The sequence below is a fragment of the Pannonibacter sp. SL95 genome (assembly GCF_026672425.1).
GTDB lineage: Bacteria > Pseudomonadota > Alphaproteobacteria > Rhizobiales > Stappiaceae > Pannonibacter.
This window is the reverse complement of the sequence record NZ_JAPPRC010000003.1, coordinates 73,513-87,818: the sequence shown is the minus strand read 5'-3', so window position 1 is coordinate 87,818 and position 14,306 is coordinate 73,513. Positions and strand designations below refer to the sequence as shown.

The following is a 14,306-nucleotide window of genomic DNA, read 5'->3' as shown; positions in this document are numbered from 1 at the left end:
AGGGCAGAGGCGAGCCGGCCGTGGAAGAGGATGGAACCGCAAGCACACCTCAGCGGGAGCGCCCGATCAGTTCCTCGACAAGCGGTAGCATACCCTTGACGATCACCGAAACCCCCTCACCGGTCGGATGCATTCCATCCGACAGATTGAGTTCCGGCTTCATCGCCACGCCCTCCAGAAAGAACGGATAGAGCAGTGCGCCATGCGCGCTGGCGACATCGGAGAAAATGGGATCGAACCTGGCCGCATAATCTTCACCGAGATTGCGCGGTGCCAGCATGCCGGCCACCAGAACCTTGACCCCGCGTTGCGTCAGGCGGGCAACGATGGAATCGATGTTGCTGCGGGTGGCGGCAGGATCGATGCCCCGCAGCGCGTCATTGGCCCCCAGTTCGACAATCACCGCATCCGCTGTCGGCGGGACCGACCAGTCGAGCCTGGCAAGGCCGCCGCTCGATGTATCGCCGGACACGCCCGCATTGATCACGGAAATGTTATGCCCCTTCTGCTTCAGCTCGCGCTCCAGCTGCGCTGGAAAGGCCTCGTTCGGTGCCAACAGATAACCAGCCGACAGGCTGTCGCCCAGAACGACAATTTCCATGGGTTCCCCGCCACTGGCAGATGCCGGACCGCTCTGCGCTGATGCGGCGACAGGCAGGGCTAGCGTTGCGATTGTCACAAACAGATACAAGAACGAACGCATGGCGGTCTGGATCACTCCCTGATTTGGCCCCATATGCTGGCACAGCATGCCTCTGCAGATCACCTTTATATAGGGATGACCATGACGTCTGGACCAGCCATCGCCCTCAAGGACGTTCACCTGACCCTTGGCGAGGGAGCCGGACGGGTCCACATCCTGAAGGGTATCGACCTGGACATCCAGACCGGATCCTCTGTCGGACTTGTTGGGCCCTCTGGTTCAGGCAAGTCGACGCTGCTGATGGTCATGGCTGGGCTGGAGCGCGCCGACAGCGGGGCGGTGCAGGTCGCCGGGACGGACCTCTCCCCGATGAGCGAGGATCAGCTCGCCCGGTTTCGTGGCCGCAATGTTGGCATCATCTTCCAGTCCTTCCACCTCGTTCCCAACATGACTGCGCTTGAAAATGTCGCGGTGCCGCTGGAACTGGCCGGCGACCGGCGCGCCTTCGAGAAGGCGAAGGCCGAACTGGAGGCCGTCGGCCTTGGCCATCGCCTGTCCCACTACCCGGCGCAGATGTCGGGCGGCGAACAGCAGCGCGTTGCCGTCGGCCGTGCCCTTGTGGTCGAGCCTGCGATCCTGATCGCCGACGAGCCGACCGGCAACCTCGACGCCGCAACCGGCGAACAGATCATCGACCTGATGTTCTCGGCCAGAACCCGCCACAACACCACGCTGGTGCTGGTCACCCATGATCCGGCCCTGGCCGAGCGCTGCGACCGTGTCGTGCGGCTGCGTTCTGGCGAAATCGAAGGCGAGCGTGCCGGCTCGCCGCGCCCCGTGGGACAGGTCGTGGGGCAACCGGCATGAGCGCCTTTGTTCCGGCCCAGGACAGCCTTGGAACCGCAAGGCTGGCGCTTCGCTTTGCCCTTCGCGAGCTGCGCGGCGGACTGAAGGGCTTCTACATCTTCATCGCCTGCATTGCGCTTGGCGTTGCCGCGATCTCCGGCGTGACTTCCGTCTCCCGCGCCCTGACAGAAGGCATCCTCAGCGAGGGCCAGACGATCCTTGGCGGCGATCTGGCGTTCCGCCTTGTTCATCGCGAGGCCAGCGCACAGGAACTGGCCTATATCGAGAGCCTCGGTGAAACGTCCCGCGTGGCAACGCTTCGTGCCATGGCCCGCCGTGCGGACGGCAGCGATCAGGCGCTGGTCGAGCTGAAGGCCGTCGACCAGACCTATCCGCTTGTCGGGCGCTTCACTATTGAGGGAGGCGGCGACGTCGCAACCCGTCTTGCGGCCGGTCCGGATGGCCTGCCCGGCGCCCTGGCGGACGCAACACTGCTCGCACGCCTTGGCCTGTCCGTCGGGGACACGCTGTCGCTGGGGCGCAGCACCGTTCGTCTGACCGGCGTGATTGCCGGCGAACCGGACAAACTGTCCGAAGGGCTGGAATTCGGTCCCCGGCTGCTGCTCTCCGACGCCGCCCTGCCGGCAACCGGGCTGGTACAGCCGGGCAGTCTGGTCAACTGGTCCTACCGCGTGCTGCTCCCGCCCGCCACATCCGATGCCGACGCTCGGGCCGTGATGACTGCCGCTCGCGAAAAGTTTCCGGATGCCGGCTGGCGCATCCAGTCCCGCGCCAATTCCGCCCCCGGACTTCAGCGCAGCATCGGACAATTCGCGCAGTTCCTGACGCTTGTCGGCCTGACCGCGCTTGTGGTCGGCGGCGTCGGCGTGGCCAATGCGGTGCGAGGCTTCCTCGAGACCAAGCGCGAAGTGATTGCCAGCTTCAAGTGCCTTGGCGCGACCGGCAATCTGGTCTTCATGATCTACCTGATCCAGGTGATGCTGATCGCCGCCATCGGCATCGGCATTGGCCTCGTTATCGGCGCGATCCTGCCGTTTGTCGCCGGTGCAGCGCTGGCTGGCGTGCTGCCGATCAAGCTGGCCTTGTCCATCTACCCGCTCGAACTCGGCCTTGGCCTCCTGTACGGACTGCTGACCGCACTGGCCTTTGCCCTGTGGCCGCTGGGCCGGGCGCATGACATTCCGCCAACCGCGCTGTTCCGCGACCAGGTTGATGCACGCCGCAGCAGCCCCCGCCGCCGCTATCTGGTGGCAACCGGCATTGCGGCACTTGCGCTGGCCGGAATTGCGATCTTCCTTGCGCAGGACAAGCGGATCGCCCTGATCTATGTCGGCGCATCGGCCGGCTCGTTCCTGATGCTGCTTGCGGTGGCGCGCGGCATCATGGCGCTCGCCCGGCGCATGCCGATGGTGCGTTCAACCGCCCTGCGTCTCGCCATCGCCAACATCCATCGGCCCGGCGCGCTGACCCCGTCGGTGGTCCTGTCGCTGGGTCTTGGCCTGACGCTGCTGGTCGCCCTTGCCCTGATCGACGGCAATCTGCGCAAGGAGCTGAACGCGACGATTGCCCAGAAGGCACCCAGCTTCTTCTTCATCGACATCCAGAGCGCCGAGCGTGACGCATTCGAAACCCTGCTGAAGCAGGAAGCGTCCGACGCCAAGATCCAGAGCGTGCCGATGCTGCGCGGACGCCTCACCAAGGTCAACGGCGTGCCCTCCGACCAGGTGAAAGTGTCTTCCGATGCGGCCTGGGTGCTGCGCGGTGACCGGGGCATCACCTATGAAGCCAGCCTGCCGGCCAATTCCACGCTGGTTAAGGGCCAGTGGTGGCCCGAAGGCTACAGCGGCGAGCCGTTGGTCTCCTTCGACGACGAACTGGCAACAGGTCTCGGGCTGAACATCGGCGATACCGTCGCCGTCAATGTCCTCGGCCGCGAGATCACGGCGCGCCTCGCCAACACCCGCACGGTGGAATGGGAGAGCCTTGCAATCAACTTCGTCATGGTCTTCTCCCCCAACACCTTCGCCGGCGCGCCCCACGCCCATCTCATGACCGTCACATGGGATCCGGATGTGAGTTCCGAGCGGGAGCTGGCACTGCTCAAGACCGTCTCGACGGCCTTCCCGACGGTGACTTCGATCCGCGTCAAGGATGCCCTGACGCAGGTCAATTCCATCGTCGAGCAGCTCGCGCTGGCCATTCGCTCTGCCTCGTCAATCACGCTGATCGCGAGTGTACTCGTGCTGGCCGGCGCGCTGGCTGCCGGAAACCGCAGCCGCATTTATGATGCCGTGATCCTGAAGACCCTTGGCGCAACCCGGGCGAGGCTAATCCTGGCTTATGCGCTGGAATACGCCATGCTCGGACTGGCCACGGCCATCTTCGCGCTTGCGGCCGGAGCGTCTGCGGCCTGGTTCGTCATCACCGGCATCATGGACGGCAATTTCACCCTGCTTCCGGCCACCGCCATCGGTGCTGTCCTTGGCGCCCTGGTGCTGACGGTCGGGTTCGGGCTTGTCGGAACCTGGCGCGTTCTCGGCAAAAAACCTGCGCCGGTGCTGCGCAATCTCTAGTCACAGGGCTTCGTGGCCACACATGGACAATCTGTAATGGTTTTTTCGTAAGGGGCGTCTTGTTCAGGTAACGTATTTTTCCCATATTCTATGGCAAACGGGTTCGGAAGCCTTCGCTTCCACGTTACCGAAAAGGGGATAACTGACATGTCGTCGTTCGACCGGAACAACCAGACGCCCTACGCGGTCGCCGGCCGCTACGCCGATGCCGGCATTGACCAGGGCCTGCGCTCCTACATGCTGGGCGTGTACAACTACATGACCATTGGCCTGGCCATCACCGGCCTGTTTGCCCTTGGCATCGCGAATTTTGCCGTGGACAGCTCCGGCCAGCTCACCGCGCTTGGCCAGGCGATCTATCTCAGCCCGCTGAAGTGGGTCGTGATGCTCGCCCCGCTGGGTATGGTGATGTTCCTGAGCTTCCGCATTCAGTCGATGAGCGCCGCCACCGCGCAGCTCACCTTCTGGGTCTACGCCGCCGTGATGGGTGTGTCGCTGTCGTCGATCTTCATGGTCTACACCGGCGGCTCCATCGCCCGCGTGTTCTTCATCACCGCCGCTTCCTTCGGTGCGCTGAGCCTTTACGGCTACACCACCAAGAAGGACCTGTCGGCTTGGGGTTCGTTCCTGTTCATGGGTCTGATCGGCATCGTGATCGCCTCGCTCGTGAACATCTTCCTGGCCTCCTCGGCCCTGCAGTTCGCGATCTCGGTGATCGGTGTTCTGGTCTTCTCCGGCCTGACCGCCTATGACACCCAGCAGATCAAGGAAATGTACTACGAAGGCGACGACAGCGAAGTGGCTGCCAAGAAGTCGATCATGGGCGCACTGCGTCTGTACCTCGACTTTATCAACCTCTTCCTCATGCTGCTGCAGCTCTTCGGCAACCGCGAATAAGCGGGACGAACGAACAGAAAAAGGCCCGGGCAATGCCCGGGCCTTTTGCTTTTGGCGAGCCCTTTTCGTCTTCCCGCACGCGACGCGCAGCCGCGGGCGCGGCCATGAACCGCCCGGCAGGCACACTCAGGCGTCCACGAGCCTGAGATGCTTCTTCTTCTCCAGGACCTTCAGCACGGATGTGAGTTCGTGCCCGCGCTTCAGGATCATCCCTCCGGACGCGACCACGCTGTAGGCGCCCTGCTTGCGGGCGAGCTTGGGATCTTTTTCGATGCGGTAGAGGGGCATTTCGCTCGACCGGCGAAACACGGAAAAGACGGCGCGATCCTTCATGAGATCGATGGCGTAGTCTCTCCACTCGCCATCCGCGACCATCCGGCCATACAGCCTGAGGATCTGGTCCAGTTCACGCCGGTCAAAGGCAACGACCGGCCGGGGGGCGGGAACCTGGGACGCGGCGAGCGGAATCGGATCCTGTCGCTCGCCGCCGCGTTCGGATGCTTCCGGGTCACACTCGTTCATGACGCCTCCGGCTGACGGGCTGTCTGCCCTCGGGAAAATCAAGTCCACTCCGGGACCGCAGAACGGCCCCACGTGCTTGTCACGTCACTGTCATGATGCCCCCATCCGCAAGGCCTTGGCAACCCTCGTCATGCCTTGCCGGCAAAGGGCTGGCACTGCGGCAAAGCAGGCCCAAAAACCTTTGTTTTGCCTCAATTGAGCCCTTCACAAGCCAAATTGCACCCCCATATTTCAATCATTCCCCGTCCGGTCCGGACAGGTAAGGCCCTCGGTACGCATCAGCCCCCCAGCCCCCCGGGGACCAGGCCAATCCGGACAAAAGTGCTCGCGTACGCGGGCGGGGCACCTGAAGGGCCGGCCTTGTCGCCGGCCCTTTTCCTATCCGGAAGCCGGATCGCGTACCGCGCCTGCCCCGATTACCGAAAAATCGCCGTCAGGCTGCCTGGCACGCAAGGTTCCTTTTGCCAGCAGCCGCCGCAGCTGTATCATCGCAACATGAACACACAGCTCGTCGAGACCCGTCCGGCACGCCAGGCGGATGCAGCAGCCCTTGCTGACGTCCACGCTGCTGCTTGGCGCGGTGCCTATCGCGGGCTGCTCGATGGCCTCGATCTGGAACGGCTTGTCACCAACCGCACACCGCGCTGGTGGTCTGACGCGCTGGCACGCGGCGTCAACATCGACCTGCTCGAGGTCAGCGGCGAAGTGGCTGGCTATGCCACGTCCGGACCCTGCCGGATGCGCGGCCTTGCGACGGCGGGCGAGATCTACGAGCTCTACCTGCATCCCCACTATCAGGGCCTCGGCTTTGGCCGGCAGCTGTTCGAGGCCGCCAGACGGAACCTCGAAGACCGGCGAATGCCAGGCCTTGCCGTGCGTGTTCTGGGCGACAACACCCCGGCCTGCGGCTTCTACCGTGCCATGGGTGGCCGCCTCAGCAGCCGCAGCTGGCATACGACCGGCGGCAGGAAACTGGAACTGTTGGTGTATTGCTGGCCCGCGCGCCCGTCCTGATCGAGATTTCGCCGTCAGAGACCGGAAAAACTCCTTCAAGCTGCCAACCACATCGGCTTTTCGTTGCAACGCAACACTTGGCGCTTGCGCGGATCTTCGCGGGCTGCAATAGACCTGCGCACCAACTCAAGGAGCAATCCCATGCGTATTGATGCCGTGCCGATTGGCAAGAACCCGCCGGAAGAAATCAACGTCATCATCGAAGTCTCCGTCGGTGGCGAGCCGATCAAGTACGAGATGGATAAGGCCGCTGGCGCGATGTACGTCGACCGGTTCCTGTACACCCCGATGCGTTACCCGGGGAACTACGGCTTCGTTCCGCACACCCTGTGTGGCGACGGCGACCCGATCGACGTGATCGTCGCCAACCAGCGTCCGATCGTGCCGGGCGCGATCATGAGCTGCCGCCCGATCGGCGTGCTGATCATGGAAGACGAAGGCGGCCAGGACGAGAAGATCATCGCCGTGCCCAGCTCCAAGCTGACCAAGCGCTACGAGAAGGTGCAGTCGGTTGACGACCTGCCGGCGATCACCATCGCCCAGATCAAGCACTTCTTCGAGCATTACAAGGATCTCGAGCCCGGCAAGTGGGTCAAGGTCACGGGCATGGAAGGCCCGGACGTCGCCCGCAAGCTCATCGTCGAGGCGATCGAGCGCGCCAAGGCTGAAGAAGCCAAGTAAGCGCTTCCCCTTTTCGAGCTTCATCGAGGCCGCGCGGTCAGTCCGCTGCGGCCTCGATTGTTTCCATGTCCTCGTCGGACAGGCCGAAGTGATGGCCGATCTCGTGCACGAGCACATGGGCAATCACATCGCCAAGGCTTTCCTCGTAGCCTGCCCAGTAGTCGAGAATTGGCCGGCGGAACAGCCAGATACGGTTGGGTTCCTGCCCGGTAAAGAACGCCCCGCCTGTTTGCGGCAGGCCTGCGCCCTGAAACAGCCCCAGAAGGTCGAAGGGATCCTCCAGCTCGACGCTTTCCAGCATCTCGTCCGTCGGGAAATCCTCGATGCTGATGACAAGGTCACGGCAAAGGGCGCGGAACTCGTCCGGCAGACCGGCATAGGCCTCGGCGGCAATCGCCTCGAAGGTGGCCAGATCCGGTGCGCTGAGGCCGGACCAGAGGGAAACGGGATTGGTCACGTCGAATGTCACCTGTGCTGTGGCCAACGGTCACTTCACATAGGTGACGAACAGATAGATGAGAAGCCCCGCAGCAAAGACGAGGCCGAGCGATCGGCCGATGCGTGTGCCCCAGACTTCGATCCTGTCGTCCTGGTCCTTGTCCGCCCCGCCAAGATGGTCCCGCGCGTGCGACGCCATCCGCCGGGTCGCCGACCCGAGCAGGGTCTCGCTTTCCGCTTGCACCCGTGCCAGCGCCTTGCGCGCTTCCTCGGCCTGCGCCTTTTCCCGCCGCTCCCGCTCGCCCATCACGCCTCCTTCTTTGCCTTGCGCGAAAGGACGGCTGCGATGAGCGCCAGAACGGCAACGCCGCCGGATGCCACCACATTCCAGCCGGCAAAGGACAGCCCCAGCAGCCGCCAGCTCGCTTCCGTGCAGGAAACGACACGCGCCGACTGCAGGGCTTGCAGCATGTTGGCCGCCGAGGACGGTGCGCCGGAGCCGCCGCCGCAATCGCTCGGACCGGCCCAGAACTGCCATTCCGCCCCGGCCTGATAGACGCCAAGACCAGCGCCATAGGCAAAGACGAGGGCGACCAGAACCAGGAGCACCGCCGCCAGCCCGTAGCGACGCGTCAGGAGCAGCGCCAGCGCCGCAAGGCCGAGAGGCAGCCCGACATAGTAAGGAACGCGCTGCTCCAGGCAGAGCTTGCAGGGACTGTAGCCGCCGATGAGCTGAAAGCCCCAGGCAACGGCAATCGCCGCGCCGCCTCCGGCCACGATCAGCCCGTTTGCCAGGAGGGCCAGACGGGCAGCAGAGGAGCCGGATGCAGACATGGAAAACTCCTTCAGAGGAACTTGATCAGGGCAAATCCGCCGAACAGCAGCACCACGAACACGGTGAAAACAAGGCCAAGACGCTTTTCGATGAAGTCGCGGATCGCCGGCCCGAACAGGTACAGGAGCCCCGCCACCATGAAGAACCGCAGTCCGCGCGAGACGATGCTCGCCGCCAGGAACACCGGCATGGACAGACCCGTCGCGCCGGCAGAAATCGTGATCACCTTATAGGGAAATGGCGTCAGGCCGGCGAAGAACACGAACCACCAGCCCCACTCGTTGAAGACGGCGCTGAACTCGTCGAACTTGCCCATGTAACCATAGAAGTCGAGGATCGGTCGGGCGATCTGGTCGAACAGGAAGGCTCCGATGAAATAGCCGGCCACGCCGCCCAGCACCGAGGCGATGGTGCAGAGGAAGGCATACCACCAGGCCTTCTCGCGCTTGGCGATGACCATCGGGATCAGGAGAAGATCCGGCGGGATCGGAAAGAACGAGCTTTCGATGAAGGAAACCGTGCTCAGCGCAGCAGGTGCACGTGGGCCGGAGGCAAGCGAAAGGGTCCAGTCGTACAGGCGTCTCAACATCTCAGGTCGCAATCCCCTTTAAACATGGCTGTCTGCATACTGGTCTGCCCATGATTTGTCACGGCTGCAGCAGTGTGGCACGGCCACTTTCACCGGCGTTTGTAGCACTGCAATCCTCACGGGATAGCGACGGCAAAGCGATTGACGCAGGTTCCTTTGTGGCTATAGTCGCCCACCAACGACACAGGCCCCTGTGGCGGAATTGGTAGACGCGGCGGATTCAAAATCCGTTTCCTGTGAAGGAGTGCCCGTTCGAGTCGGGCCAGGGGCACCAAGCCGGCGAACAGTCTCGCCAGGCGTCCAGTGCGGCAAATCTCTATTCCTAAACGTCTGTTTTGCCTGCGAGCTGCTTGAGCTTGTAGCGGAAATCCTCGATTGTCGCGCGACAAGGCAGCCAGCGCACGGGGGAGATGCATGGGGCAGGCTAAACGCAACAAGGACGCTGGTGCGCGCGTATCGTGGTGCCGGACCTGCACCTATTGCTGCGAACTTCCCGAAATCGGCCCCCTCGACAAGCCCATGTACCGGCCTTGCAGTCACATTGAGGGCGGCGGCTGCGCGATCTTCGGTGCGCCGGAGCGCCCCGAGGCGTGCCTCGCCTATCATTGCGCCTACCTGTCTGCGCGCGTCACGAACTCACCCGACCGCAATCGCATCCCGCACCCACTGGATGCCGGCGCCTATTTCCACCGCGATCCGGTCGAGCGGGTCTACGTGATGTTCGTCGATCCGGCTCGTCCGCTGACCTGGAAAACCAGTGACGCGGTCCCCTATCTGCGCGAACGGATTGCCCAGGGCTTCGAGCTGCTCATCTTCGACCGCGGGCGCCGTATGGTCGTCACCTCCCGGCCCCTCTTTGAGGCAATCCTTGCCCGCGACATCGTCGCCTTCGCCGATCAGGAAGGCCGGCCGCATGACATCGAGAGCTGGACTCAAGAAGCTCCAAGGTATAGCCGACAAGTTGATTGAAACTGGCGACCATTGATTAACCGCTTTTGCAATCAGCAGCTTCATCCAGCCTCCGTTAAACCTGACTGAAATCAGGGTTGTGAGACACCTGATGTCACAACAGGCGCCCGCAAGAGGCGCCAAAGGACATAGACGAGGCGAGATCATGACGATTGCTGAAAACGGCAGCTTCAGCTTTGAGACCAGTGACCAAACTGACCCGAGTGGCACGATCAAGATCGTTTCCGAGCCGCCCGCCTTCGCCTATGCCGCCCTGACCAAGACCTCCCTGCGCAGCGCGCCGATTCGCAAGGAATGGATCATCGACGGCACCCCTCAGGCCCGGCTGGACAGCCTGTCGATGGGCACCAACGGCTGGTCATCCACCGACCACTGGGACTGCACCGCCGGCAAGTTCAACTGGTACTTCGAGTGGGATGAAACCGTCCTGTTCCTCGAAGGCGAGGTGCATGTCACCGACGACAGGGGCAACACCTATGTCGGCCGTCCCGGCGTCAGCATGCTGTTTCCCGCCGGCACCCATGCTGTCTGGCATGTCCCGGTCTATGTCCGCAAGATTGCCTTCAATCGCCGCCCGATCCCCTGGATCGTCTCCATGGCCATGAAGGTCGAAGCCAGGCTCCGGCGGCTGTTCCGTCGCTGACCGCCCCGGAGCGATTTTCTGCCAAACAAAGGTGCACCTGTTGCATCTTTCTGGACAGCGAATGCATGCTTCGCTAAAACCTCCGCATGGTTACGACGAACAGGGAAATCGAGCTGAAGCTCGAACTGGCGCCGGAAGATGCTGCCGCGATCGCTTCGGTCGCGCTGCCATTCGGCTTTGAGGCTGGCAAAAGCAAGACGCAGACCCTGCGGTCTATCTATTACGACACACCGGACACGGCGCTCGCCAAGGCGCGCATTGCCGCTCGGGTACGCCTCAAGGGCAAACAGTGGATCCAGACCGTCAAGCTGCCCGGTGACAGCACCGGCAGCGGCCTGCATTCCCCCCGCGAGTATGAGGTAACGGTCAGCTCGTCACAGTTCGATCTCGCTGCCGTGCCCGATGAAGCCGCACGGGCCGAAATCGAGGCCGTGCTGGCTGATCAGCCGCTCGCACCGCGGTTCGAAACTATCATCAACCGCAACTTGCGGATGGTGAAGACGGCCGATGGCAGCAGCGTTGAAGTTGCGGTCGATCAGGGCGAAGTCGTCGCCGGAGCCTTGAGACAGCCCCTCACCGAGCTGGAACTGGAACTGAAGTCCGGTTCGATCGCTGCCCTTTATGCTGTGGCCCGCCAGCTGGTCGGCCCGCGCCCGTTCCGCTTCTCCAGCCTGAGCAAGGCCGAGCGCGGCGACCGGCTGGCCAAGGGTCTGCCAATCAGGGCAGATGACACCCCCGCGCTGGCTGAAGATGTCACGCTCTCGGCGTCCATCTCGGCTGAGCGCGCCTATCACGCCATCCTGCGGTCCTGCCTGCACCAGATTGCGCAGAACCGCAGCGCCATCCTGTCGGGTCTCGATCCGGAAGGCCCGCATCAGCTACGGGTCGGGCTGCGGCGCCTCCGCACGGCCCTGCGCCTGTTCCGTCCCATCATCAATCCACGCAGCACAGGTCCGCTGGATGATGCGGCGCAGCGTCTTGCCCTTGCCGTCGGCCGCTTGCGCGATCTCGACGTCCTCGCAGCCGATATTGTCGCCCCGCTTCTGGCAGCGGCACCGGCGCGGATCGATCTGGCCCAGCTGGAGCGGTATCTCGAAACACTGCGCTCGGAACGCCGCGAAGAGATCGCAGCGCTCCTCGCCAGCCAGACCTTCAACGACTTCCTGTTCGACCTTGCGACCTACACCGAGACGCGCGGCTGGAATTGCTCCGGAAGACATCAGCCAGAGCGAAAGGCTCGCCGTTCCGGTGACCGACTTCTGCGGTGTGGCGCTGGACGGCCAGTGGCACCGGCTGCAAAAATACGGCAGCCGTCTGTCGAGCCTGACGATCCCCGAACGGCACGACATGCGCAAGGCACTGAAGAAATTCCGCTATGGCCTCGAGTTCTTCGCAGGTCTTTCGCAGAAGACCGAACGGCGGGCCTATCTCAAACGCCTGAAGTCCTTGCAGGATGTGTTCGGCTATCTCAATGACGTCGCCATGGCCGAGCTTCTGCTCGATCTGCCCTTGCCGGCAGGCCAGACCGGGACGGATCTTGCCCAGAGCTGCGGCTTCGTCATTGGCTGGCATGAAGCCGAGGCGCGCCATGCCTGGCGGCTCGCTCAGAAGTCCTGGGAAGAGGCCAGCAAGGCACCGAAATACTGGCGCTGAAAGCCAGATTTCGGGCGCCAGCCTGATCAGTTCGGAACGACGATCTGGATCCGCTCGGCGGCAACCCGAGCGCGGCCATACTGGATGCGGCGGCCGTCCGGATCGAGATTGACGCTTTCCATGATCAGCACGGGCGTGCCCAAGGGAACTTCCAGCAGGCGCGCATCTTCCGGGTCGACCAGTTCGGCACTGATGCGGGTTTCCTTGCGCGTATAATCCTCGATGCCGGCGCGTTTCAGCGCCGCCGTCAACGAATTGGTCTCGGCATAGTCGCGCAGCAGGCTCGGAAACCGGGCCTGCTCCAGCCAGGCGGCGCCAACCATCAACGGCACCCCGTCGACAACGCTTAGCGTATCCATGCGGATCAGCAAGGTTCCGACCGGAACCTCGAGCCATCCGGCCAGCAGCGCATCTGCCTCCTCGACGGCCGAACCGATCAGGCTGCCGCCGGGCTCCCGCGACTGGCTGGTGATGATCTCGGAAAACCGCGTCCGTGACGTGATCGGATAGGAAATCGGCTGGCCGGTCACGAAGGTCCCGCGCCCCTGATCAGCGCGCAGGATGCCCTCCGCCGTCAACGCCGCGATGGCACGGCGAACCGTGTGCCGGTTCACGCCGAAACGGTCCGCAATCTCCGTTTCAGTCGGCAGGCGGCTGCCTTGCTCGAAAGTGCCGGCATTCACCTCTGCCCGCACCCATTCTGCAATCTGCCGCCAGACGGCAATGCCCGCGCCCCGGTCGATGTTCACTCGCTGCGTCATGGGTTCGTCATCAATTTTCGCTATCAGTCAGTCAATCAAAAAATTCGTCTATACAAATAGACAAATCAAGTCTAGAACGATGCCTGCCTGATCCAAGACGCTGAGGAGCATGGCCATGCCTGCTGAAGCCCCGCCGCAATCCGCATCCTCCGACCTTTCCGCTGACGCCCGCCGCCGCATGATGGCCGCGCTGGCTTCCGCCTCTCCCGAAGACCTTGCCACCGCCCTGAACGCCTTGTTGCCCCTGCCCGCCCACGAGATGGTGCGGGCTCCGGAGACCGGCCTCGTCATGGTGCGCGGCCGCATGGGTGGCACCGGTGCCCCCTTCAACCTTGGCGAAGTCACAGTGACCCGCTGCGTCGTCCGGCTCGAGAACGGCGTCGCCGGATCGTCCTATGTCATGGGCCGCTCCAAGCAGAAGGCCCTGCACGCCGCCCTCGTCGATGCCCTCTGGCAGTTGCCGGACATGACCGGCAAGGTCGAAGAGGCCATCGTCGCCCCCCTGGCCGCCAGGGCCGCTGCTGCCGATGCCACCGTCCGCGCCGAAACGGCGGCAACGAAGGTCGATTTCTTCACCATGGTTCGCGGAGACGATTGATGACTGCCCGCCCGCTATCCGCCGCCGCCCTCAGCCCGGGTTTCTCCGATCCGGTGCACCAGGGTCAGCAGGTTTTCCGTTCGGTCATGATGGCGCTGTCGCGCCCTGGCCGCCTGACGGCCATCGACGCCGCCGGCATCCAGCCGCCCGCTCCGCTGACGCCAGCGCTCGCCGCTATGGCTCTGGCCCTCGCCGATTATGACACGCCGCTGTGGCTCGATCCGGCGCTCGCCCGGGTGGACGCCGTCGGCCAGTTCCTCAAGTTCCACACCGGCGCGCCGGTCGTGACCTCCCCGCTGGAGGCGACCTTTGCCCTCGTCAGCGACGCCAGGACGCTGCCGGCCCTGTCTAGCTTCGCGCTTGGCACGCTGGAATATCCGGATCGCTCGACGACGCTGCTGATCGGCGTCGACAGCTTTACGGGCGGCAAGGCCGTCACACTGACCGGTCCGGGCATCGAGACGACGCAGCCGCTGCGCGTCTCGCCCGTGCCCGTCACCTTCTGGGACCAGGCTGAGGACAACACCCGCCTGTTCCCGCGCGGGGTCGACATGGTCTTTGCCGCGGGCAACGAGATCGTCGGCCTGCCCCGTTCCACCAGCATCACCCGGTCGGAGGCCTGA

17 protein-coding genes, 1 tRNA gene and 2 pseudogenes are annotated in these 14,306 nt (G+C 63.7%); 13 read left to right on the top strand and 7 right to left on the bottom strand.

Annotation, left to right across the window (positions count from 1 at the left end; genetic code table 11):
* Window positions 1-49 precede the first annotated feature (49 nt).
* Window positions 50-703: an arylesterase gene (locus OVA12_RS01035; RefSeq protein WP_268133780.1), complete on the bottom strand. Its 654-nt coding sequence runs from the start codon at window positions 701-703 to the stop codon at window positions 50-52.
* A gap of 81 nt (window positions 704-784) precedes the next feature.
* On the opposite strand from OVA12_RS01035, the gene OVA12_RS01030 reads away from it, so the two are divergent.
* The 3 genes from OVA12_RS01030 (at window position 785) to OVA12_RS01020 (ending at window position 4,980) form a co-directional block, all read left to right on the top strand.
* Window positions 785-1,510, top strand: coding sequence for an ABC transporter ATP-binding protein (locus tag OVA12_RS01030; RefSeq protein WP_268133779.1), 726 nt, complete (start codon window positions 785-787; stop codon window positions 1,508-1,510).
* Window positions 1,507-4,083, top strand: a complete 2,577-nt coding sequence (locus OVA12_RS01025) for an ABC transporter permease (RefSeq protein ID WP_268133778.1) — start codon at window positions 1,507-1,509, stop codon at window positions 4,081-4,083. Before OVA12_RS01030 ends, OVA12_RS01025 begins: the two co-directional genes overlap by 4 nt.
* A gap of 147 nt (window positions 4,084-4,230) precedes the next feature.
* The gene (locus OVA12_RS01020; RefSeq protein WP_268133777.1) at window positions 4,231-4,980 is read left to right on the top strand and encodes a Bax inhibitor-1/YccA family protein; all 750 of its coding nucleotides are present in this window, start codon (window positions 4,231-4,233) and stop codon (window positions 4,978-4,980) included.
* A gap of 126 nt (window positions 4,981-5,106) precedes the next feature.
* Here the strand turns inward: OVA12_RS01020 and OVA12_RS01015 are convergent, their stop codons facing one another.
* On the bottom strand, window positions 5,107-5,502 hold the full coding sequence (locus OVA12_RS01015; protein ID WP_268133776.1) for a DUF2794 domain-containing protein: 396 nt from the start codon (window positions 5,500-5,502) through the stop codon (window positions 5,107-5,109).
* Between the two features lie 495 nt (window positions 5,503-5,997).
* Here OVA12_RS01015 and OVA12_RS01010 point away from each other — a divergent pair, with 495 nt between their 5' ends.
* A complete protein-coding gene (locus tag OVA12_RS01010; RefSeq protein ID WP_268133775.1) occupies window positions 5,998-6,516 on the top strand; it encodes a GNAT family N-acetyltransferase in 519 nt (172 codons plus the stop codon).
* A 141-nt stretch (window positions 6,517-6,657) separates the two neighbouring features.
* On the top strand, window positions 6,658-7,197 hold the full coding sequence (gene ppa / locus OVA12_RS01005) for an inorganic diphosphatase (RefSeq protein WP_268133774.1): 540 nt from the start codon (window positions 6,658-6,660) through the stop codon (window positions 7,195-7,197).
* 37 nt (window positions 7,198-7,234) lie between these two features.
* Here ppa and OVA12_RS01000 read toward each other — a convergent pair whose 3' ends face one another.
* From OVA12_RS01000 to OVA12_RS00985, 4 genes are read right to left on the bottom strand one after another with little or no spacing between them, the layout of a single operon-like run.
* Window positions 7,235-7,654 (bottom strand): metallopeptidase family protein, encoded by a 420-nt coding sequence (locus OVA12_RS01000; RefSeq protein WP_268133773.1) that lies wholly within the window; start codon window positions 7,652-7,654, stop codon window positions 7,235-7,237.
* Window positions 7,655-7,684: 30 nt separating this feature from the next.
* The gene (locus tag OVA12_RS00995) at window positions 7,685-7,942 is read right to left on the bottom strand and encodes a hypothetical protein (RefSeq protein WP_268133772.1); all 258 of its coding nucleotides are present in this window, start codon (window positions 7,940-7,942) and stop codon (window positions 7,685-7,687) included.
* A complete protein-coding gene (locus OVA12_RS00990) occupies window positions 7,942-8,469 on the bottom strand; it encodes a disulfide bond formation protein B (protein ID WP_268133771.1) in 528 nt (175 codons plus the stop codon). The genes OVA12_RS00995 and OVA12_RS00990 overlap by 1 nt, the downstream gene beginning before the upstream one ends.
* Window positions 8,470-8,480: 11 nt before the next feature.
* Complete coding sequence (locus OVA12_RS00985) at window positions 8,481-9,059, bottom strand: YqaA family protein (RefSeq protein WP_268133770.1); 579 nt, start codon at window positions 9,057-9,059, stop codon at window positions 8,481-8,483.
* Window positions 9,060-9,246: 187 nt separating this feature from the next.
* Here OVA12_RS00985 and OVA12_RS00980 point away from each other — a divergent pair.
* The 6 genes and pseudogenes from OVA12_RS00980 (at window position 9,247) to OVA12_RS00960 (ending at window position 12,324) form a co-directional block, all read left to right on the top strand.
* Window positions 9,247-9,333 (top strand) — tRNA-Leu (locus tag OVA12_RS00980).
* A gap of 101 nt (window positions 9,334-9,434) precedes the next feature.
* The gene (locus OVA12_RS00975; RefSeq protein ID WP_268133769.1) at window positions 9,435-10,028 is read left to right on the top strand and encodes a hypothetical protein; all 594 of its coding nucleotides are present in this window, start codon (window positions 9,435-9,437) and stop codon (window positions 10,026-10,028) included.
* Window positions 10,029-10,173: 145 nt separating this feature from the next.
* Window positions 10,174-10,671: a cupin domain-containing protein gene (locus OVA12_RS00970; RefSeq protein WP_268133768.1), complete on the top strand. Its 498-nt coding sequence runs from the start codon at window positions 10,174-10,176 to the stop codon at window positions 10,669-10,671.
* A gap of 86 nt (window positions 10,672-10,757) precedes the next feature.
* Window positions 10,758-11,924 (top strand): annotated as a pseudogene (locus OVA12_RS00965) (CYTH and CHAD domain-containing protein); the annotation flags it as partial.
* Window positions 11,920-12,111: pseudogene (locus OVA12_RS23930) on the top strand (CHAD domain-containing protein); the annotation flags it as partial. The pseudogenes OVA12_RS00965 and OVA12_RS23930, both read left to right, overlap by 5 nt.
* 42 nt (window positions 12,112-12,153) lie before the next feature.
* Window positions 12,154-12,324 (top strand): hypothetical protein, encoded by a 171-nt coding sequence (locus OVA12_RS00960; protein ID WP_268133766.1) that lies wholly within the window; start codon window positions 12,154-12,156, stop codon window positions 12,322-12,324.
* A gap of 26 nt (window positions 12,325-12,350) precedes the next feature.
* Here OVA12_RS00960 and phnF read toward each other — a convergent pair whose 3' ends face one another.
* Window positions 12,351-13,085, bottom strand: a complete 735-nt coding sequence (gene phnF, locus OVA12_RS00955) for a phosphonate metabolism transcriptional regulator PhnF (protein ID WP_268133765.1) — start codon at window positions 13,083-13,085, stop codon at window positions 12,351-12,353.
* Window positions 13,086-13,200: 115 nt separating this feature from the next.
* Between phnF and phnG the strand changes: the two genes are divergently transcribed.
* Window positions 13,201-13,683 carry a phosphonate C-P lyase system protein PhnG gene (gene phnG, locus OVA12_RS00950; RefSeq protein WP_268133764.1) on the top strand — a complete coding sequence of 161 codons (483 nt, stop codon included), beginning with the start codon at window positions 13,201-13,203 and terminating at the stop codon, window positions 13,681-13,683.
* A complete protein-coding gene (gene phnH / locus OVA12_RS00945) occupies window positions 13,683-14,306 on the top strand; it encodes a phosphonate C-P lyase system protein PhnH (protein ID WP_268133763.1) in 624 nt (207 codons plus the stop codon). Before phnG ends, phnH begins: the two co-directional genes overlap by 1 nt.

What these genes read in the sequence shown, in the direction of transcription:
- phnH (WP_268133763.1), top strand. Translation starts at nt 13,683, where the DNA reads ATGACTGCCCGCCCGCTATCCGCCGCCGCCCTCAGCCCGGGTTTCTCC.
- OVA12_RS00970 (WP_268133768.1), top strand. Translation starts at nt 10,174, where the DNA reads ATGACGATTGCTGAAAACGGCAGCTTCAGCTTTGAGACCAGTGACCAA.
- OVA12_RS01015 (WP_268133776.1), bottom strand. Translation starts at nt 5,502, where the DNA reads ATGAACGAGTGTGACCCGGAAGCATCCGAACGCGGCGGCGAGCGACAG.
- OVA12_RS00995 (WP_268133772.1), bottom strand. Translation starts at nt 7,942, where the DNA reads ATGGGCGAGCGGGAGCGGCGGGAAAAGGCGCAGGCCGAGGAAGCGCGC.
- OVA12_RS01020 (WP_268133777.1), top strand. Translation starts at nt 4,231, where the DNA reads ATGTCGTCGTTCGACCGGAACAACCAGACGCCCTACGCGGTCGCCGGC.
- phnF (WP_268133765.1), bottom strand. Translation starts at nt 13,085, where the DNA reads ATGACGCAGCGAGTGAACATCGACCGGGGCGCGGGCATTGCCGTCTGG.
- OVA12_RS00960 (WP_268133766.1), top strand. Translation starts at nt 12,154, where the DNA reads ATGGCCGAGCTTCTGCTCGATCTGCCCTTGCCGGCAGGCCAGACCGGG.
- OVA12_RS00990 (WP_268133771.1), bottom strand. Translation starts at nt 8,469, where the DNA reads ATGTCTGCATCCGGCTCCTCTGCTGCCCGTCTGGCCCTCCTGGCAAAC.
- ppa (WP_268133774.1), top strand. Translation starts at nt 6,658, where the DNA reads ATGCGTATTGATGCCGTGCCGATTGGCAAGAACCCGCCGGAAGAAATC.
- OVA12_RS00985 (WP_268133770.1), bottom strand. Translation starts at nt 9,059, where the DNA reads ATGTTGAGACGCCTGTACGACTGGACCCTTTCGCTTGCCTCCGGCCCA.
- OVA12_RS01035 (WP_268133780.1), bottom strand. Translation starts at nt 703, where the DNA reads ATGCGTTCGTTCTTGTATCTGTTTGTGACAATCGCAACGCTAGCCCTG.
- OVA12_RS01025 (WP_268133778.1), top strand. Translation starts at nt 1,507, where the DNA reads ATGAGCGCCTTTGTTCCGGCCCAGGACAGCCTTGGAACCGCAAGGCTG.
- OVA12_RS01010 (WP_268133775.1), top strand. Translation starts at nt 5,998, where the DNA reads ATGAACACACAGCTCGTCGAGACCCGTCCGGCACGCCAGGCGGATGCA.
- phnG (WP_268133764.1), top strand. Translation starts at nt 13,201, where the DNA reads ATGCCTGCTGAAGCCCCGCCGCAATCCGCATCCTCCGACCTTTCCGCT.
- OVA12_RS01030 (WP_268133779.1), top strand. Translation starts at nt 785, where the DNA reads ATGACGTCTGGACCAGCCATCGCCCTCAAGGACGTTCACCTGACCCTT.